At 52.1% G+C, this 19,322-nt stretch carries 19 protein-coding genes and 1 tRNA gene; 7 read left to right on the top strand and 13 right to left on the bottom strand.

All coding sequences use genetic code 11. The features are described 5' to 3' along the window. From ureE to ureG, 3 genes are read left to right on the top strand one after another with little or no spacing between them, the layout of a single operon-like run. Positions 1 to 459 (top strand): urease accessory protein UreE, encoded by a 459-nt coding sequence (gene ureE / locus OGV80_RS05995; RefSeq protein ID WP_047408519.1) that lies wholly within the window; start codon positions 1 to 3, stop codon positions 457 to 459. Then, complete coding sequence (locus OGV80_RS05990) at positions 459 to 1,130, top strand: urease accessory protein UreF (protein WP_043017664.1); 672 nt, start codon at positions 459 to 461, stop codon at positions 1,128 to 1,130. The genes ureE and OGV80_RS05990 overlap by 1 nt, the downstream gene beginning before the upstream one ends. Before the next feature lie 9 nt (positions 1,131 to 1,139). Then, positions 1,140 to 1,757, top strand: coding sequence for an urease accessory protein UreG (ureG, locus tag OGV80_RS05985; RefSeq protein ID WP_047408513.1), 618 nt, complete (start codon positions 1,140 to 1,142; stop codon positions 1,755 to 1,757). 48 nt (positions 1,758 to 1,805) lie between these two features. On the opposite strand, the gene tsaD is transcribed toward ureG, so the two are convergent. After that, a complete protein-coding gene (tsaD, locus tag OGV80_RS05980; protein ID WP_003024694.1) occupies positions 1,806 to 2,819 on the bottom strand; it encodes a tRNA (adenosine(37)-N6)-threonylcarbamoyltransferase complex transferase subunit TsaD in 1,014 nt (337 codons plus the stop codon). 236 nt (positions 2,820 to 3,055) lie between these two features. Between tsaD and rpsU the strand changes: the two genes are divergently transcribed. The 3 genes from rpsU (at position 3,056) to rpoD (ending at position 7,458) form a co-directional block, all read left to right on the top strand. Next, complete coding sequence (gene rpsU / locus OGV80_RS05975; protein WP_001144069.1) at positions 3,056 to 3,271, top strand: 30S ribosomal protein S21; 216 nt, start codon at positions 3,056 to 3,058, stop codon at positions 3,269 to 3,271. A gap of 237 nt (positions 3,272 to 3,508) precedes the next feature. Next, on the top strand, positions 3,509 to 5,254 hold the full coding sequence (gene dnaG, locus OGV80_RS05970; protein WP_003828467.1) for a DNA primase: 1,746 nt from the start codon (positions 3,509 to 3,511) through the stop codon (positions 5,252 to 5,254). A gap of 359 nt (positions 5,255 to 5,613) precedes the next feature. Beyond that, positions 5,614 to 7,458, top strand: a complete 1,845-nt coding sequence (gene rpoD, locus OGV80_RS05965; RefSeq protein WP_043017666.1) for an RNA polymerase sigma factor RpoD — start codon at positions 5,614 to 5,616, stop codon at positions 7,456 to 7,458. A gap of 45 nt (positions 7,459 to 7,503) precedes the next feature. Here the strand turns inward: rpoD and mug are convergent, their stop codons facing one another. Further along, the gene (gene mug, locus OGV80_RS05960) at positions 7,504 to 8,010 is read right to left on the bottom strand and encodes a G/U mismatch-specific DNA glycosylase (protein WP_047408510.1); all 507 of its coding nucleotides are present in this window, start codon (positions 8,008 to 8,010) and stop codon (positions 7,504 to 7,506) included. A gap of 125 nt (positions 8,011 to 8,135) precedes the next feature. Here mug and OGV80_RS05955 point away from each other — a divergent pair. Further along, a tRNA-Ile gene (locus OGV80_RS05955) sits at positions 8,136 to 8,211 on the top strand. A gap of 122 nt (positions 8,212 to 8,333) precedes the next feature. Here the strand turns inward: OGV80_RS05955 and OGV80_RS05950 are convergent. From OGV80_RS05950 to OGV80_RS24485, 11 genes are all read right to left on the bottom strand, one after another. After that, positions 8,334 to 9,098 (bottom strand): reverse transcriptase domain-containing protein, encoded by a 765-nt coding sequence (locus tag OGV80_RS05950; protein ID WP_286514111.1) that lies wholly within the window; start codon positions 9,096 to 9,098, stop codon positions 8,334 to 8,336. A gap of 904 nt (positions 9,099 to 10,002) precedes the next feature. Continuing rightward, a complete protein-coding gene (locus OGV80_RS05945) occupies positions 10,003 to 11,706 on the bottom strand; it encodes a hypothetical protein (protein WP_286514108.1) in 1,704 nt (567 codons plus the stop codon). Continuing rightward, positions 11,706 to 12,251, bottom strand: coding sequence for a baseplate complex protein (locus OGV80_RS05940; RefSeq protein WP_097412659.1), 546 nt, complete (start codon positions 12,249 to 12,251; stop codon positions 11,706 to 11,708). Before OGV80_RS05940 ends, OGV80_RS05945 begins: the two co-directional genes overlap by 1 nt. Further along, positions 12,223 to 12,948: a hypothetical protein gene (locus tag OGV80_RS05935; protein ID WP_286514101.1), complete on the bottom strand. Its 726-nt coding sequence runs from the start codon at positions 12,946 to 12,948 to the stop codon at positions 12,223 to 12,225. The genes OGV80_RS05940 and OGV80_RS05935 overlap by 29 nt, the downstream gene beginning before the upstream one ends. Then, entirely contained in the window at positions 12,938 to 13,522 is a 585-nt protein-coding gene (locus OGV80_RS05930) for a tail fiber assembly protein (protein WP_286514098.1), read from the bottom strand. The genes OGV80_RS05935 and OGV80_RS05930 overlap by 11 nt, the downstream gene beginning before the upstream one ends. Beyond that, a complete protein-coding gene (locus OGV80_RS05925) occupies positions 13,522 to 15,093 on the bottom strand; it encodes a phage tail-collar fiber domain-containing protein (protein WP_286514096.1) in 1,572 nt (523 codons plus the stop codon). Before OGV80_RS05925 ends, OGV80_RS05930 begins: the two co-directional genes overlap by 1 nt. A 10-nt stretch (positions 15,094 to 15,103) precedes the next feature. Further along, on the bottom strand, positions 15,104 to 15,691 hold the full coding sequence (locus tag OGV80_RS05920) for a phage tail protein (protein ID WP_286514094.1): 588 nt from the start codon (positions 15,689 to 15,691) through the stop codon (positions 15,104 to 15,106). Further along, positions 15,684 to 16,868, bottom strand: a complete 1,185-nt coding sequence (locus tag OGV80_RS05915) for a baseplate J/gp47 family protein (protein ID WP_286514091.1) — start codon at positions 16,866 to 16,868, stop codon at positions 15,684 to 15,686. Before OGV80_RS05915 ends, OGV80_RS05920 begins: the two co-directional genes overlap by 8 nt. Next, positions 16,865 to 17,194, bottom strand: coding sequence for a DUF2590 family protein (locus tag OGV80_RS05910; RefSeq protein WP_024232403.1), 330 nt, complete (start codon positions 17,192 to 17,194; stop codon positions 16,865 to 16,867). The genes OGV80_RS05915 and OGV80_RS05910 overlap by 4 nt, the downstream gene beginning before the upstream one ends. Next, positions 17,191 to 19,158, bottom strand: a complete 1,968-nt coding sequence (locus OGV80_RS05905; protein ID WP_286514089.1) for a phage tail tape measure protein — start codon at positions 19,156 to 19,158, stop codon at positions 17,191 to 17,193. Before OGV80_RS05905 ends, OGV80_RS05910 begins: the two co-directional genes overlap by 4 nt. Further along, the gene (locus OGV80_RS24485) at positions 19,155 to 19,298 is read right to left on the bottom strand and encodes a DUF6890 family protein (protein ID WP_370922079.1); all 144 of its coding nucleotides are present in this window, start codon (positions 19,296 to 19,298) and stop codon (positions 19,155 to 19,157) included. Before OGV80_RS24485 ends, OGV80_RS05905 begins: the two co-directional genes overlap by 4 nt. Positions 19,299 to 19,322 lie beyond the last annotated feature (24 nt).

Below are 19,322 nucleotides of genomic sequence, written 5' to 3'. Positions count from 1 at the left end.
ATGATCTACCTGACCCAACGCCTTGACCACGCCCACCGCGCCACCGCAAGCGTCACGCTACCCATTGATGTTCGGGTTAAAAGTCGCGCCAGAGTGGCGCTGAACGACGGTCGCGAAGCCGGGCTAATGCTACCGCGTGGTTTGCTGCTGCGCGGCGGCGATCTGCTAAGTACCGAAGATGGCAGCGAAGTGATCGAAGTGATCGCCGCGCCGGAGTCGGTTTCCGTGGTGAGCTGCGCCGATCCTTTTCTGCTCGCCAAAGCCTGTTATCACCTCGGCAATCGTCACGTTCCACTGCAAATTCTCCCCGACCAACTACGCTACCATCACGATCATGTGCTGGACGACATGCTGCGCCAGTTCAATCTTGAGGTGACGTTCGCCCAGTTGCCGTTTGAACCTGAAGCAGGCGCTTATGCCAGCGAATCACATGGGCATCATCATGGCCATGCGCACTGATGCATAACACCCAACAGCTACGTCTGATGCAGCTCGCCAGCAGCGCTCTCCCGGTGGGGTCGTTTACCTGGTCCCAGGGCCTGGAATGGGCGGTGGAAATCGGCTGGGTGAAAAGCGTCGATGACTTCTCTGCCTGGCAAATCCAGCAGATGGAGCAGAACTTTTTTACCGTCGACCTGCCGCTGCTGGCAAGACTGTATCGCGCCTGCGAGCAGGACGATCTCGCCGCCGCACGCCGCTGGAGCGCTTACCTGTTGGCCTGTCGCGAAACCCGCGAATTACGAGATGAAGAACGCAGTCGGGGCGCGGCGTTTACACGGCTGGTCACCGACTGGGAAGCGGACTGCTCGCGGGAGTGGCGCGCGCTCTTTATCGACAGCCAACTCTGCGGCATGGCCTGGCTGGGCGTGCGCTGGAAAATCCCCCTGACGCAGCTGGCGTTAAGCCTCGGCTACAGCTGGATTGAGAGCGCTGTCATGGCCGGCGTCAAGCTGGTTCCCTTTGGACAACAGGCGGCCCAGCGTTTGATTATTGCGCTCTGCGATCGCTATGCGCAGGGTCTGGCACAGGCGCTGGCGTGTCCTGACGCCAGCCTCGGCTCCGCAACGCCGCTGGCCGCTATCGCGTCTGCCCGGCATGAAACCCAATATTCCCGATTATTCCGCTCCTGAGGAGAAAAAATGAGTAATAACAAGCATCCCCTGCGTGTGGGCGTTGGCGGCCCGGTTGGCTCGGGCAAAACGGCGCTGCTGGAAGCGTTATGCAAAGCCATGCGCAAGAGCTATCAACTGGCGGTGGTGACCAACGATATCTACACCAAAGAAGATCAGCGCATTCTCACCGAGGCAGGCGCACTGGAACCGGACAGGATCGTCGGCGTGGAAACCGGCGGCTGTCCGCATACCGCCATCCGTGAAGATGCATCGATGAATCTGGCTGCCGTAGAAGCGCTGAGTGAGAAATTCGGCAATCTGGATCTGATTTTTGTGGAAAGCGGCGGCGATAATCTGAGCGCCACCTTCAGCCCGGAACTCGCGGATCTGACGATCTATGTGATCGACGTTGCTGAAGGCGAGAAGATCCCGCGTAAAGGCGGGCCGGGGATCACCAAATCCGATTTTCTGGTGATCAATAAAACCGATTTGGCCCCTTATGTGGGCGCCTCGCTGGAGGTGATGGAGCGCGATACCTTACGCATGCGCGGCGAGCGTCCATGGACGTTTAGTAATTTAAAGTCCGGAGATGGCCTGGAAAAAATTATCGCGTTTCTGGAAGAGAAAGGAATGCTGCGGATGTAGCGTATTGCCCGGTGGCGCTACGCATACCGGGCCTACGATATTGTGAGCTTATGCTGCCGGTAATTCCGCCAGCGGCCAGCGTGGACGCACGGTCACGCCAAGATCCGCCGTTGCGCCCGCTTTAAAACGCACCATGCCCGCGTAGGCGATCATCGCCCCGTTATCGGTGCAAAATTCCGGACGCGCATAAAACACTTCGCCACGACGTTTTTGCATCATCTCTGCCAGTTTTGCGCGCAGCGTACGGTTCGCACTCACGCCCCCCGCCATCACCAGACGTTTAAAACCGGTTTGATCCAGCGCGCGTTTGCACTTGATCATCAACGTATCAACCACCGCATCTTCAAACGCACGGGCGATATCTGCGCGGGTCTGATCGTCATTTTCGTTATTACGAATGGTATTCGCAGCGAAGGTTTTCAGACCGGAGAAGCTGAAATCCAGCCCCGGACGGTCGGTCATTGGACGCGGGAAAACAAAACGTTTTTCAACGCCTTGCGAAGCCAGCTTTGACAGCATTGGGCCGCCAGGATAATCCAGCCCCAGCAGCTTGGCTGTTTTGTCGAACGCTTCGCCAGCGGCATCATCAATCGATTCGCCGAGTAATTCATACTGACCGATACCGGTGACGCTGATCAACTGCGTGTGACCGCCGGAAACCAGCAGCGCGACAAACGGGAAAGCAGGAGGATTATCTTCCAGCATCGGCGCCAGCAGATGCCCTTCCATATGGTGCACAGGAATTGCCGGTACGCCCCAGGCGAACGCCAGCGAACGTCCTACGGTTGCGCCAACCAGCAGCGCGCCAACCAAACCAGGACCTGCGGTATACGCTACCGCATCAATCTCTTTTGCCGTCAGTCCCGCTTCTTTCAGCGCGGCCTGGATCAGCGGTACGGTTTTACGTACGTGATCGCGCGAGGCCAGTTCTGGCACTACGCCGCCGTAGTCAGCGTGTAATTTCACCTGACTATACAATTGGTTGGCTAAAAGACCTTTTTCATCGTCGTAAATGGCGATGCCGGTTTCATCGCAGGACGTTTCAATACCCAGTACACGCATGACTTGTTTTACCTCGCTTTATTACCGCGCAGTGTAGGACCAATGCGGGTTGATGTAAAACTTTGTTCGCCCCAGGAGTTTCGCTCGTGTATACTCCTTGTCCTTATAAAAGTCCCTTTCAAAATCGCGTCGGTGCTTTACAAAGCAGCAGCAATTGCAGTAAAATTCCGCACCATTTTGAAATAAGCTGGCGTTGATGCCAGCGGCAAACCGAATTTATTAAAGGTGAGAGTTACATGCCGGTAATTAAAGTACGTGAAAACGAGCCGTTCGACGTAGCACTGCGTCGCTTCAAGCGTTCATGCGAAAAAGCAGGTGTTCTGGCGGAAGTTCGTCGTCGTGAGTTCTATGAAAAACCGACTACCGAACGTAAGCGCGCTAAAGCTTCTGCTGTGAAACGTCACGCGAAGAAACTGGCTCGCGAAAACGCACGCCGTACTCGTCTGTACTAATCCATTGAGAGCTAAAGCTCTCAATTCAGACTGAGTTGTAGTTGTAAGGCCGTGCTTCCGGAAGGAATGCGCGGCTTATTTTCGTTTATACACGTCATCATTCAAGCTGCCTCTGCGTTGGCTGCAGTCGTTCACCCCAGTCACGTACTTATGTACGCTCCTGAGGATTCGCTCCATTGCCGCCTTGATGCATCCTGAATGATTTTGTGTATATGAGTCATCAAAAAACAGGGGCTTATGGCTGGACGAATTCCTCGCGTTTTTATTAATGACCTGCTGGCAAGAACCGACATCGTCGATCTCATCGACGCACGGGTGAAGCTGAAAAAGCAGGGCAAAAATTATCACGCGTGCTGTCCGTTCCATAACGAAAAAACCCCCTCTTTCACCGTAAACGGTGAAAAACAGTTTTATCACTGCTTTGGGTGTGGCGCGCATGGCAACGCCGTCGACTTTCTCATGAACTACGACAAGCTCGAGTTTGTGGAAACCGTCGAAGAATTGGCCGCAATGCACAACCTTGAAGTGCCCTATGAAGCAGGCAGTGGCCCCAGTCAGATAGAGCGCCATCAACGGCAAAGCCTTTATCAATTGATGGACGGCCTGAACACTTTTTATCAACAGTCTTTGATGCAACCCGCCGCTACCCCCGCGCGCCAGTACCTGGAAAAGCGCGGATTAAGTAGCGACGTTATCACCCGTTTTGCTATTGGTTTTGCGCCCCCCGGCTGGGACAACGTCCTGAAACGGTTTGGCGGCAATGCTGAGAATCGCAAATCGCTGGTCGATGCGGGGATGTTGGTCACCAACGATCAAGGACGCAGTTACGATCGCTTCCGCGAACGGGTGATGTTCCCCATCCGCGACAAACGCGGTCGGGTCATTGGTTTTGGTGGACGCGTGCTGGGCGATGCCCTGCCGAAGTATCTCAACTCCCCGGAAACCGATATTTTCCATAAAGGTCGCCAGCTGTATGGCCTTTATGAAGCCCAGCAGGATAACGCCGATCCGCAGCGCCTGTTAGTGGTAGAAGGCTATATGGATGTGGTGGCGCTGGCGCAATACGGCATTAACTACGCCGTGGCATCCCTTGGGACGTCAACCACCGCAGATCACATCCAGTTGTTGTTCCGCGCGACGAACAACGTAATTTGCTGTTACGACGGCGACCGTGCCGGACGCGATGCAGCATGGCGCGCGCTGGAAACCGCACTGCCCTATATGACAGACGGACGCCAGCTACGCTTTATGTTTTTACCTGACGGCGAAGACCCCGATACGCTGGTGCGTAAAGAAGGGAAAGAGGCCTTTGAAGCCCGGATGGAGCAGGCGTTGCCGCTCTCCGCGTTTTTATTTAATAGCCTGTTGCCACAGGTGGATTTGAGTACCCCGGACGGACGCGCACAGCTCAGCACGCTGGCATTACCGCTGATTACTCAGGTACCAGGCGAAACGTTGCGCATTTATCTGCGACAGGAGTTGGGAAACAAGCTCGGCATTCTGGATGACAGCCAGCTTGAACGTTTAATGCCAAAACTGGCAGAAAATGGAGCTTCCCGTCCTGTTCCACAGCTAAAACGTACGACCATGCGTATACTTATAGGGTTGCTGGTGCAGAATCCGGGCCTCGCCCCGCTGGTTCCACCGTTAGGCGCACTGGATAGCAATAAGCTGCCTGGTCTTGGCTTATTCAGAGAACTGGTCAACACTTGTCTGGCTCAGCCAGGTCTGACTACCGGGCAACTTTTAGAACACTATCGTGGCACAAATGATGCTGCGACCCTTGAAAAACTGTCGATGTGGGACGATATAGCAGATAAAGATATCGCAGAAAAAACCTTCACCGACTCACTCAACCATATGTTTGATTCGATGCTTGAACTGCGCCAGGAAGAGTTGATAGCTCGTGAGCGCACACACGGTTTAAGCAGCGAAGAACGCCGGGAACTCTGGACGCTGAACCAGGAACTGGCCAAGAAATAAGCGAAAGACAAAACAAAGACAAAATCATTCGCGTTGTATCAAGGCAGCAAGTGAACGAACGCCAGGGAGTGTACATAAGTACATGACCAGGATGACAAATCCGCCGGGAGCGGATTTGAACGCTGCTTGCGGTGGCCCCGTAAGGGGCGAGGCTCAGGATGAGCCGAGTAACGAACGCAGCTAACGCAGAAACAACGTGAAAGATGAAGTATTTAACGGCTTAACTGCCGAATATCGATCGGGAAGCCCCCGACAGCCGCACGGAGAGGCAGCGGCAAAATATAAGTATGCCCTCGTTTTGCCGTTGGCGGTTTTACCGCCCAACACCAATCAAACGAATTAAGTGTGGATACCGTCTTATGGAGCAAAACCCGCAGTCACAGCTGAAGCTTCTTGTCCAACGTGGTAAGGAGCAAGGCTATCTGACCTATGCCGAGGTCAATGACCATCTGCCGGAAGATATCGTCGATTCAGATCAAATCGAAGACATCATCCAAATGATCAATGACATGGGTATTCAGGTGATGGAAGAAGCACCTGATGCCGATGATCTGCTGCTTGCTGAAACCTCCAACAGCACCGATGAAGACGCGGAAGAAGCGGCTGCCCAGGTTCTGTCCAGCGTTGAGTCCGAAATCGGTCGTACAACTGACCCGGTTCGCATGTACATGCGTGAAATGGGTACCGTTGAACTGTTAACCCGTGAAGGCGAAATCGACATCGCTAAACGCATCGAAGACGGGATTAACCAGGTTCAATGCTCCGTTGCCGAATACCCGGAAGCCATCACCTACCTGCTTGAGCAATACGATCGCGTAGAAGCTGAAGAAGCGCGTCTTTCCGATCTGATCACCGGCTTTGTCGATCCGAACGCGGAAGAAGACATGGCGCCAACGGCGACGCACGTCGGTTCTGAACTCTCTCAGGAAGAGTTGGATGACGATGAAGACGAAGATGAAGAAGAAGACGACGACAGCAGCGATGACGACAACAGCATCGATCCTGAATTAGCGCGTGAAAAATTTGGTGAACTGCGTACTCAGTACGAAATCACTCGCGACACCATCAAAGCGAAAGGCCGCAGTCATGCTGCCGCGCAGGAAGAAATTCAGAAGCTGTCTGAAGTGTTCAAACAGTTCCGCCTGGTGCCGAAGCAGTTCGACTACCTGGTAAACAGCATGCGCGTCATGATGGACCGCGTGCGTACTCAGGAACGTCTGATCATGAAGCTCTGCGTTGAGCAGTGCAAAATGCCGAAGAAAAACTTCATCACTCTGTTCACTGGCAATGAAACCAGCGAAACCTGGTTCAACGCGGCAATCGCGATGAACAAACCGTGGTCTGAAAAACTGCACGACGTGGCAGATGACGTTCACCGCGGCCTGCAGAAACTGCAGCAGATTGAAGAAGAAACCGGCCTGACCATCGAGCAGGTTAAAGATATCAACCGTCGCATGTCCATTGGTGAAGCGAAAGCCCGCCGTGCGAAAAAAGAGATGGTTGAAGCGAACTTACGTCTGGTTATCTCTATCGCCAAAAAGTACACCAACCGTGGTCTGCAGTTCCTGGATCTGATTCAGGAAGGTAACATCGGTCTGATGAAAGCGGTTGATAAGTTTGAATACCGTCGTGGTTACAAGTTCTCCACCTATGCAACCTGGTGGATCCGTCAGGCGATCACCCGTTCGATCGCGGATCAGGCGCGTACCATCCGTATCCCGGTACATATGATTGAGACCATCAACAAGCTCAACCGTATCTCCCGTCAGATGCTGCAGGAGATGGGCCGCGAGCCGACGCCGGAAGAACTGGCTGAACGCATGCTAATGCCGGAAGACAAGATCCGTAAAGTGCTGAAGATCGCTAAAGAGCCTATCTCCATGGAAACGCCGATCGGCGACGATGAAGATTCGCATCTGGGTGATTTCATCGAGGATACCACCCTCGAGCTGCCGCTGGACTCTGCGACCACCGAGAGTCTGCGTGCTGCAACGCACGACGTGCTGGCTGGCCTGACCGCCCGTGAAGCGAAAGTTCTGCGTATGCGTTTCGGTATCGATATGAATACCGACCACACGCTGGAAGAAGTGGGTAAACAGTTCGACGTTACCCGTGAACGTATCCGTCAGATCGAAGCAAAGGCGCTGCGTAAACTGCGTCACCCGAGCCGCTCTGAAGTACTGCGTAGCTTCCTCGACGATTAATCTCGCCGCATAAGCATAAACGCCACCGCAAGGTGGCGTTTTTCTTTATAGTCCTCGCCTGAGCAAGGCGTCATTCACTTCCCGATACGCCTCCACCAGTTTATCCAGCGTGATCCGGCTTAACCCGCTGGGATTCGGCAATACCCATATTTGCGTCGCGCCAATGGTCAACGTCTGTTTCCCCCACTGCGCCCCACGCTGGCTAAGACCCTGCTCAAATGCCTGCTTGCCAAGGATAGCGAGCGCCGCAGGCTGATACTCCTCAATTTTCTCAATGAGCAGACGACCGCCGCTACGCATCTCCTGCAGCTTCACCTCATTGGCTTGCACCGTTGGTCTGTCGACAAATTTAGTCACGCCGCAGCGGAAGTCCAGCAGGTGCTGTGCCTCTTCAGGTTTTAGCTGACGATCGGTAAATCCCGCCTGATGGATGACCTTCCAGAAGCGATTAGCGGGGTGTGCAAAGGGGAATCCTGTACCTGCGGAAGACAGCCCTGGGTTAATGCCGCAAAACACCACCCGTAGCCCCGGCGCCAGTATGTCCTTAACCATAATTACTCCGAACAATACATCAAGGGAACAAGTATAACGGACTGAAAATACATTGTTTATAAAAACAGCATCCGTACGCTTATGTCTGGATTGCAACGCAGAGTTACTTTATAATCCACCGCCACGGCCCCTTAGCTCAGTGGTTAGAGCAGGCGACTCATAATCGCTTGGTCGCTGGTTCAAGTCCAGCAGGGGCCACCAAATTTTAGCTTTAGAATCATATAATTAAGCCACTCTAGCGAGTGGCTTTTTTGTTATTATCTTTGCGAATGTCGCAAATATGTCGCACAAAAATAAATAAGTCTGCGGGATAGCGAAGTGTATCACTTCGGAAAGTGTCTCTCAGCTTGGTCTGGATTGACGGTGTGGACGTATTTAGCAATGGAATTTTTTTCATGCTTGTTACGTGATTTAGCAAAGGCTTGTATGAAAAGAACCATCCTTCCTGACTCAACTTTTAGATGTCGATGACCCAGTTCAAGATTGAAAACACTAATTTTTGTGGCTGGCTTTTGAGTTTTCGAGAAATTAATTTCATAGCGCGACTTTCTTAGCGCTTCGCAGAGTATCTCGAAATGCTGGTTTAAGGTGTCAAGATCCTTTGAAGAAAGGATGATGTCGTCCATATAAACTGAAACTGTGACAATACCTGACCTGTGAAAAGAATCTATAACAGTCCCAGCGTAAGAGTTTTGTAAACAAAGGGTAGCTAGAACTGGAGATTGCGGATAGCCATACGGAACAGCAAATTTATGTCTAACAGCGTTCGGAAGTCGAACTGTCGAAAGCTTTGCGATATGCCTAGCTTTGTCATACGGTATAATTTTCTTTAGTTCACGAGTCACTCGGCTTTGCGATGTTGACTCAAAAAAACATTTAATATCAATTAAACAGAAGAAATCATTACTCTTATGTAACTTAGCAGCGGCAACATGCCCGCCATTTCTTAAATGATAATAATATAGTGGAAACCTCCAATTTCTTCTTAAATATTTATGCAGGGAGGAGCCATATTTAATCATCTCTTCAGAAGGTATATGAACCCACTTTTTTTCTTTCAGAAGGAATTTATGCTTCCATGTTTCCATCTGGATGATTTATCCCAACTTAAGCAGTAATAGTTAAGGGCTACGTGAATGTAGCTGTATACTTTCTCAACGAAAGCGATTAACTCGTTGAGAAACTCGAGAGCTAATTTAGCCCTCGCGAGCCACTTCACTAAGCCAAACAGACGTTTCTTCATGTTTGTTCCCTCTGCACTATCCTGACGCATCTTAGCGCAAGCGCATAGCCCAAACTAAATATCGAAAAACCAAGAACCCCAGAGAGTCCCAGTGAGTCCCAGTGAGTCCCAGTGAGTCCCAGTGAGTCCACATGTCGTATACGACGAGTGTACAGAGTGGCCGGAAAGACCGGCTAACGTCAGGATCTCTAGGATACACTCAGCTGTCACACTTTCCTAGGTCTCAATACAGTAACTAAAATTTCAGTTTTAGTATTCTAACCACTTGACTAGAAACTGCATAAACGCTCATTTTGTCTCATAACGTAGAAAAACTAAATCGAAACAAACGATCCATCCACATTCACTTGAAATCAATAAAATCATTATTTTTCTTATAGTTATAAATTAATTTTAGTCATCCATAGATCCATAAAACTGAAAACCACTGAAATTCCTTTCATTCTTTTCAGTTCTGGTTTTCTGCTAAGCTGCCAGAACTGGAGCTGTCTGGCAGTCCAGTTTGTAGGAAAAGAAAACTGAAAAATTATATCTATCCAGAAACCGCAGGCGGGTGCGGTGTAGTGCCGTTTTTGTCTGCGAAAGATTTATTTTGTCAGCGTGTATCGCCGTCAGCGTAACGTGACAGCACAGATCCTTTTATGGTGTTGCGTGGTGGTAGCCAGGGGAAATAAACGCTTAGAATGCGTCTGGTGAGGTCTGGGAATGGGTACAAAAAAGCCCGCATTATGCGCGAGCTGATGGGATGATCAGGCGATGATTTTCTGGTACTTACTTCGGGTCTGTCCTGCCTTCTCTGCTGTCTGGGTAAATGCCCCGGCATTGGTTGGCGTACCAACATTGGGGTGCGAATGGCTCGCACATTGCTGCGCCAGCTCTGCCAGTAAATCAATGGTATCCAGCATCATGGCCAGCGTGTTGACACTCTCACTACCAATATGGACGGTTGGCCCCATAATCTGCTGACCGCCCGCCGCCACCGATTTACGCAAAGCGGCAATCTTTTCAGTCAGGGTTCCCCCCACATCAACATCCACAGCACCGGCTACTTTCGTTGACTGCTTCCCTGTTATATCGGTTTCTTCATTCCCCTCAATACTGGCCAGCCTGTTGCCTTTCACGGCCTGGCTAAAATCCCCGGCACTAACCTGCTGAATGGCTCCGGCCATCAGGGTGGCGGTACCCAGCACCGTAGTTTTATCGGTGGCTTTAACCATGGTTTCACGGCTGACCAGCTCACGCTGTTCCGTGTCGGCTTTGACCGTCCGCGCCATCGATGTTTCGCTGATAGTCTGATCGGTCTGCCGTACCCAATCGCCAGCCTGGGTAACACGCTGCGACACTTCAGCCCGCTGCTGTTGCAGCTGCTCACCGGGTTTAACATCCGGCAGACAGGTACCATCCGGCAGCGTCTGCCTGATAAAAGGTTTATCCGGGCGCCCTCCGGTAAACGCAACTTCAACCAGCGTCCCTTCTGGCGGAAACTGGAACATGCCGGAGTCATTACCGGCCATAGGTACCGGCAGCGGCACCGCAGAATAAACCGGCGTCTGGTTATCCGGGTTGCCGTCTGCATCAAGCAGCTGCACATCAACGGCATAGCGCGGCCGGAACGGATCGGCAAAATTACCACTTTTCACGGCCTCACTGGGTGCTACCACTCTGGCCAGTTTTGGCAGGTGCAGCCCTGAAGCCAGTTCCGGGTAATGGCTTTCAATCTGACGCTGTGCCGGTGTTTTCTGTAAGGGCTGACCTGTTGCGCGATTTCTGGGTGTCCAGGTAACTGCCATTGTGTCATTGGTCAGGTGCACTTTTGTCACGCGCTCCCCGTTCAGCTCCACTCCCGGCCGCAGACTCTGGATCACCGGCAGCGTCATGGAATTACCGCCAGCAGCCCCCAAGCTGAACTCTGCCGGGATATCTACCGGACGACCGGCAAACATCGCTTTTTCCGCGCCGCCCACATACAGGGAACCATCTGGCAACTGGTACCAGATGTAATCCTGAATACTGAATGCTCTGCCCAGATTATTCAGCAACTGATAGCCCGTGCCGTTATGAGTGAAATGGGGGATCGGTTTATCGCTGTAAGGGGCATCCGGCACACTGACAGTAATTCCGCTGTTTTCCTCCAGCCAGCTGGCTACCTTGCGCAAAGTGGGATGCTGAAATGAACATGGCCACATTCTTTCAAAAACGCCGACCAGCTCGCGCACAAACAGACGCTGAAAGCCGTTTTCGGCGGGTTGTGAGCGTTCCACATAACCAGTAAACCAGCGCAAAAGCAGATCGGAATACCCCACATCCAGCCGCACCAGTTTCCCGGTGTAATCCGCGGCTGTCTGTGCAGTGATAAATCCCCGGCCGCAGCTGTTCAGCTCCAGCACAAGGCTGGCATCAGCCAGGTGAACTTCATCCGTTGAAAGGTACAGGCGTTTAACTGGTTTCATCATTAACCCAAAGCATCATTAACGGGTTTCAGCACCCGCTTTTCAAACCACGTCAGTTTTTCTTCATCTTCTCCGGCACTCTGGCCGCCAGATTGTCCCGCATTACCGGCAGTCTGTTTTTTGGCAGACGTTTTGCCTGTTGCCCTGGCTTCCCGCTTTTCCTGCACGCTGATATGTTCCGCCAGGGTGAACGTAACCAGCCAGGCCATTTTCCCGTCCTGCTGCGGAGCATCAAGCATCCCGCTGAATGTCGCCTCGCGAAAATTCACGGCTCTGGCCACTTCATGCGCCACGCGGTATTTCTGGCGATTTCCTCCGGCATCCGTGGCGCTGGCCAGTTCAAAAATACGCTTCAGGATCTCCGGGCTTTTAAACGGAATTTCGCCACTGATACGCAGCTCTTTCCCCTTTGCCCCCTGTTCTGATTTGGTTGTGGCGCTTGTCTGGCCGGACTGGTCTTTATCCTGAAACTGCTGCGATACAGTCACACGCATGTTTTTCAGCGGTATGGCCTCGCCATTAAGCGCCAGTATTGGGATCGAAGTCATGAATCATTCCCTTTATTCCATCCAGATTGTCACCAACCAGCATCACTGCCGCTGCATAAACGGCTGATGGCTGCGGAATATCTTTTACCAGCTCCAGCAGCGTGGTGGCTGTGTTGCCGTTGCTCGTAAACACCCAGGCTCTGGCGCTTTTTCCCTGTAAATCGTCCAGCCCGCTGGCCACATTACCGATAAGTTTTTCACGCAGCTGCGTGAATTCCCCCAGTTGCTGCTTTAACCCGCCCAGGCTGAAACCTGCGCTGGCCGCTTTTTGTGCCTGGCTGACAGCCGCAGCTGACAATGCCGCCCTGGTGGTTGGCACCGACAGAGGAATGGCAACCGGCAACCCTGCCCCAGTTTTCGCAGGGATCTGCATTTTTTCGATGGCCAGCGCCGCAGCGGATTGAGCCAGGCGCTTTACCTGAGTGAATGCCGGTGCAGGGAAAACATCGACCAGACCGTTGAGGCGGGTCATAAAATTCTCATGTGTCTGACCTGTCACCATCATGATCATCACATCAGCATTCCCGCCCGTTCCGGCCAGCCTTTCAGCAAAATAGCTAACAGCATTCACCGGGCTGAGATATGCCCCGTTATCCGTCTGCTGCCCCAGACCGTTTATCCACGGATGCGCCGGAACTATGGAACAATTCAGCGCAGCCAGTGAGTCAGTAAAAGCCAGGCTCGCTTCACGCCACATCAGGCACCTCCGGCCAGTTAATATCTGGTGCATCCTCTGGATTAATACGATTAAGCAGAACACGATATTTTTTCCACGCCAGCAAAAGCGCTGTTTCTGTTTCTGTTGCAATACCCAGGTCAACGGCATCCTGTAATGGACCCATTTTAGAGGTGGCCAACGCCAGCAAACTTTCTTTTTGCTGGGTTGACATCGTAGTCAGCGCCGTTTTTTCTGCGTCAGCATCGTGTACCCATTGCTTCCCATCCCACCTGACAAAATGACCTTCAGGCGCAACGGAAACGACATCGTCAGGTAACTTACCCAACTGATCAATCGAGGCAGCTTTCCCGGTGCAAATGTCATAGACAACCTTCCCGCGATGGTCTTCAACAAGTGACCATTTTTCTGACTCAAAATTAAATACAGCGACAAACCCGGTCTTCGCTGGCGGTGGTGCAATATCAGTGCTGTTTGCGGGTAACCCCGTGTTAGCGGGGATAAATCCATCACCCTTTCCGATAAATTCGTTTGTGGCAGATGACAGATTGTAAATAGTAATAATGCGATCGGTATCGGTCATTTTAAAAGTCATTATGCGAGCCTCACTAAATAATTAAATGCAGTATTTTTTACGGTATTCTCAGCCTGACCAGATGGGGATACTGTCACTGCATGGCTGTGTGCCCCAATGTAGACAGAGTGGGCATGTGCACCGATACCAACAGCGTGGTTATGCGCACCGATATAGACATTGTGGGCATGCGCCCCCGCATTCGAAGTGGCGCCCGTGCCAAGTGCGGCGTTATAACCTGCTGATACCCCATTTCCCGCACCTGTGTGACCAACAGGGATCCCGTGTGCGTGCTCTCCGGTGTAATCAGTCGTTTTTGAACCGTAGTCAAACGTGCTGACTGATTTCGTGCCATAGTCAAAAGCGGTTGTATCTCTGCTGCCAAGATCAGTTGCTGCGACTGTTGCACCGTGGTCATGCCACTTAATACCGTCCTGTTCCTGTGTTAGTACCCCTCTACCATCAGGTTTACCCTTAATCGTCTGACCTCGCATATCGGGAATAACACCCGATGGATACGCAACAGCAAGCAGTGGATAGGTTGATTTATCAAATGGCTGCCCCTGCATTAATACATAGCCCTGAGGCGTATTATCAGATGGCCACGGCAGTGGCACTCCTACAGGAAGCACATCATTTCTGCTCAACAGGGCAAGTTCACCAAGACTGAGGTTTTTACGGGCTTCAGCTTTATCCCGAACATCGGCTAAATTCGCATCCTTTCGCAAGAAATCACTGCTGGCCTGTTGTTCGTTCAGACTCCCCTTTGGCCGCAAATCAGTGATATTTCCATTTACATCAATGCTGGCCACTGCAAACACGTAATGCTGTTCGCCGTTCTGCACATAGTCAGCCAGGTTTTCCGCTACGGTAATTTTGCGCTGCACATTCCAGACACTGGTCAGTGTTCCCGTCCAGCACACATCCAGCCAGACCTTTACCGGCTTAGCCGTCACAGTAATATTCTGGTTTGCGGCCAGCGATGTACGCAGCCCCGCCACATAGCCGGTGCCTTTGGTGACAAAATACTGATTGCCGGTTTTTCCGACCAGATAACCATCCCCAAAAAATGCCGCAGCGCCGTAAATATCCACATTCTCCAGGCGCTGGCGTTCATCCATTCCGGCCATACGCGCAGTGAAGTCAATCTGCCAGGTTTCAGGCGGTGTATTAATTCCGGTTTCAGTCTGTGCGCCGTTGTACTCCATCAGAAACGAACGGGTAAGCACATTCCCCTGCTGCCCTTCCGCTGTTTTCAGCTTTTGCTGTAAGGGCGCATGAACAATCATGGCCAGGGTACCGCTGGCCTTATTCAGCAGACCGATCCAGTTGAAACTGAAATCGCCCACGTCAGCACCCAGAACGGCGGAATACACCACGCCATTTTCATTCACCACGCCAGTGGGGGTAACAGGCTGCCGGTGCACAATCTGTTCCACAGGAGGCTGTGCTTCATTCCGGTCAACGGGTGTATCCGGGTTCAGTCCTGGCACATTCGCAAACACAAATTCATCCAGTAACACCGGCTCGCCGGTTGCACCCTGCTGCGCTTTCCAGTGTTCAAATGCCAGCGTGATAGCTGTCTGTGACATATAAAACTCCTTACAAACCCGCGCTGAATGTCGCGCTATGGGTTTCCATACTGCTTAACGTTGCCGGATAAACCACGTATTCCCCCTGATCCCACCCAGCCCGGATGGCCAGCTTTTCAGATGTGATCACTTCAAACTGATAGCGGCGACAGGTTCGCCCGTACTGGCGGATTATCTGGATAAGCAACTGCGTGTTGTCCGCGATCTGACTGTCAGTGACGCGAACCAGAATCACATCCCAGTCAATGTCTGGCTGGCGCTCCAGCAGCTCCACATACCCAATACCAAGCCGTTCAAAAATATTGATAAACCCCGCTACCGAACCGGCATCACGCGCATTAATAAAGGCGTACGCCACGCGCTTGCGAAACAGGTTTAATGGCTCCCCGTCAAAACGGGTAATATCGCGGTCATAGGCCAGCAGGTTCAGCAATGCCGGTGTGCAGGTCAGCGGATCAAACTGATTCATCGGCCAGATTATCCAGCCGTAAACCTCCGCCCAGAATCGCCGCGCTGTATTCCGCAGTTTTTTCGGCTCCCCCTGGTTCATCCAGGAAGGAAGCACCATTCCGGCCAGCTTTTTCATGAACTCATTCATTTTCAAGACTCACTACCAGTGATTTCAGGCGCGGCACATTCAGCTCACTGGTAATGTCACCCAGTGAAAAAGCCAGCGAATCCGCCAGTGAAAAGGTTTTGTGGATCTCGCGTCCCAGCTGAGAAAATGAGAAGCGCGAATATGGCCACGTCTTTCTGACGTCAAAATCCGCATTCTCACGAAAAGCACAGCGGATCAGGTTTTCAATCCCGTTCTTCAGGCTGTTCTGTTCGTCGTCTGTCAGGTTGGTCAGATTTCTGACGTACACCATCACGGCCAGATCGTGAAGGGTTTCCGGCATGGCGTAACACTGCATATCATCGCCGTGGCCGTGATGCCCCTGCGTGTTGATGTAATCATTCACCGCATTCACAAACGGCGCAGAAGCCACCCCGCTGTCCAGCAACAAATACGCGTTTGCGGTACCTGGCCCCCTCGGCGCTTCATGCTCAAAGAAAATCCGGTCAATACTCAGCCCGGCAACACCGGCAATCATTGAACGGTAAACCGCATCCGTGTGGTAATTACCCACCAGGTTAAACTGGTTACGGCAGCGTTCACGCAGTTCATCATCACTTTCTTCATCAGCACCCGGCACTGTCAGCCAGTTTTCCTCACTGGCCACATGGCTGATACCATCCACGGCCACAGGCAAAATGCGGTAATACCCTGGCGCAAGGTTATAGGCTCCCCCGGTTCCGGTGGCTTTCACCGGCAGCAAGGCGCTGACCGTGCCGGAAGGGATCACCACATCGCCTGTGGTTGCCAGTTCGTAAACCCTGCCGTTAATGCGTTCAGTCTGGATAACCGTCCCGGCCTTCACCGTCACAACAGCTTTGGCATCTTCCTTAAAGAAACGGATCACACCCTGCGCAGCGCTGGCGGGTTTCGCCGTCACGTTCACCGCCCAGGCCAGCAGACGCAACATGCTCCCGCTGGCCGTGGCCACAAACATATTGGCCAGCACTGTGGACACCAGAACCTCTTTCAGCCACATCACCGGCGCAGTCACAATGGCCGTGACTAACCGCCAGAACGGTGACATGCGGGATGTGTTGGTGATCATGCCTTCCTCAGCCGCAATCGCATTAAAGCGATCCCGCACTTCAGATTCCGTCACCGGCATCCCGCTGGCCTTCACCACTTCCTCAAAATCAACCTGCGGTTTTTCCGTCATAAATCCACCTGCGCAGAAATTCCGCCAAAGTCATAGGTGCTGGCAGTTATCCATAAACGTTTCTGGCTTTCCTCACTGATTTCTACAGTTCCCGGAATAATCCGTTCATCATCTTCAATCAATAATTCCATACGGGTAAAAATATCCGCCCGCATTGTTGGGCTGCGTTCAGCAATCAGTTCGGTTGCCAGTCCGCTCTCAATAATGGCGTGAATAATGTCCTGCCCGATACTTTTACGGTTATTACACAGTTCAGGTTCATATCCGGTATTCAGAACAAAATCACCCTTCAGGATCAGCAAATCTATATAAAGTGGTTCATTCACGCATTTAGCTCCTGCCATTCCATTAACTGACCAGGGGACATCGCTTCTTTGGTATGGAAATGAACCTCCCCTATTTTTTTGCTGTTATCAGTGACTGATTTAGAATTGCTACTGATTGTTTTATTTATCCCGCCCTTATCAATTCCTTTTATCTCTCCACCCGTTGACAACGTATTTCCAGTTAATGGTGGTGAAGTGATACTGGCCATTGATATATCCACACCGGGGATTTTATTCAGTTTCTCAACAATCCAGTTCCACGACTTCAGAAAACCGTTTTTAACGGACAGCCAGACATTATCAAACAACGAAACAATACCCGTGGCCAGACCGCTTAATGCCTGTGAAGGAGAAAACCCGGTCAGCATGGAAATAAAACTGTTCCATCCTTCGCTGATAAACTGCCAGGCTGAAGCAAACACCCCGGCAAGCCATGCCACTACCCTGGCGCATGTCTGAAATGCAGCGGTATCCATGACCGCGTTCTTTACCGTGTCCCAGTGCTTAATCAGCAGCCAGCAACCGGCAGCAAGTAAGGCAACAGCACCAATCACAAGCAGAATCGGCCAGCTCATCAGGTTGATACCAATTCCAGCCATTATTGCGGCCATGCGTACCGCCAGTAACGCACCGCGCAAAAACTTCAGCGTGGTATTCCAGGCGATTACCGCCATTTGCGCCAGCCAGACAGTGGCCGTGTAGATTTTCGTAATCGCCGTTAACGCCACCCAGATCCCGCGCAAACCCATCATGATGAATCTGGATACACCCATCACGATATTGGCGACTGCCCCCACAGCTGCAAAGCTGAGTAAGGCCATTGCCGCATACCCGACAACACGCGCAATGTTGGGAAACAATTGCATCCAGCGGGCAAAGGTCTGTCCCATATCAGCCAGGCGGTTCAGAACCGGATACAGCACCGGGATCAGCGTCAGCCCGATCACGGTCTGAATGGCTTTCAGGATTTGCACAAAGCGATCCCACGGCTTCACCATTTTCTGCGCCATCTCCTGGGTACGCTTCAGGCCATCCGCGCCGCCCAGTTCGGTGATATTGCGCTGAAGCAGCGCCACATTACCGTACAGGTGTTTTACCACCGCCGAACTGTCACCAAAGGCTGCATCCAGCTCCGCCTGGGCTTTCAGGTTCCCTTCAAGGCTTTTGCCATATTTGCCCTGCAACTTGATCAGCATTTCAGGCATGGACAGCATTTTGCCGGTGGAGTCAGTAAAGGACAGCCCCAGCTTTTTAGCGCCATCAATCGCGCCGGTCATAAACCCTTCATAGGCGCTGCTGGCTTCCGTTCCCAGCGTCCGCTGAAGTTGCCCCAGCACGGCCAGCTGTTCATCCAGTCCCACGCCGTAGTTAGTCCCGACGCCGCGCGCACCTTCCATCAAATCCTTGATAGTGGCCATTTCTGTGCCAAAGGTTTTGCGCATATAAACCATCTTGTCCGCCAGTTGCTCGGCGAATTGAACCTTGCCCAGTCTGGTAGCATCGGCGGAAAAGTTACCGAACATCTGCCCCATAAATTCCGCCGTGTCCGCCGCTGTGGACTTGAGCGCAAAAGCCAGGGTATTGGCGATTTTCGTCACTTTCGGCAGTTCATTACCCGTCAGTCCGGCAATGGAAGCGTTAATATTTTCCGTGGATTTAACGAACTCCACCGCGCTGGCACCATAGGTTGTACTGAAGCGCAGGGCATCTCGCTGAACGGTTTTAAGCGCGGAATCATCAATCCCTTTTGCGGCGGCATCATTCAGCGCGTCATACATTTCAATTGCCGGTGATAACGCGCCCTTGATCGCCATCCCGATACCTGCCAGCGCCACTGCACCGCCGCCAATCTGCATAAAGGCCGCTTTTGATTTTTCCGCAAAGCCGGTGACGTTACCCTGCACCTGTTTTAACGGGCGGGATAATTTATCAATCAGGCTTAATGTAAAATCTAATTGTTTCATTCAGTGCCTTTAAATGCTTTTGCCACACCATTGGCCACGGCTATTCCCGTATATTCCCAGTGACGATTATCCAGCCAGATAGCGGCGGCGATATCATCAACAGAATCCTGACCATGCGGTAAATAATGACGGCGAAGAATTAAATATTGTTCGAGTCCATTTCT

The organism is Citrobacter sp. Ce119, from assembly GCF_030334525.1.
Lineage (GTDB): Bacteria > Pseudomonadota > Gammaproteobacteria > Enterobacterales > Enterobacteriaceae > Citrobacter > Citrobacter europaeus.
The sequence above is the reverse complement of the archived record's forward strand: the minus strand, read 5'-3'. Positions and strand labels throughout refer to the sequence as shown.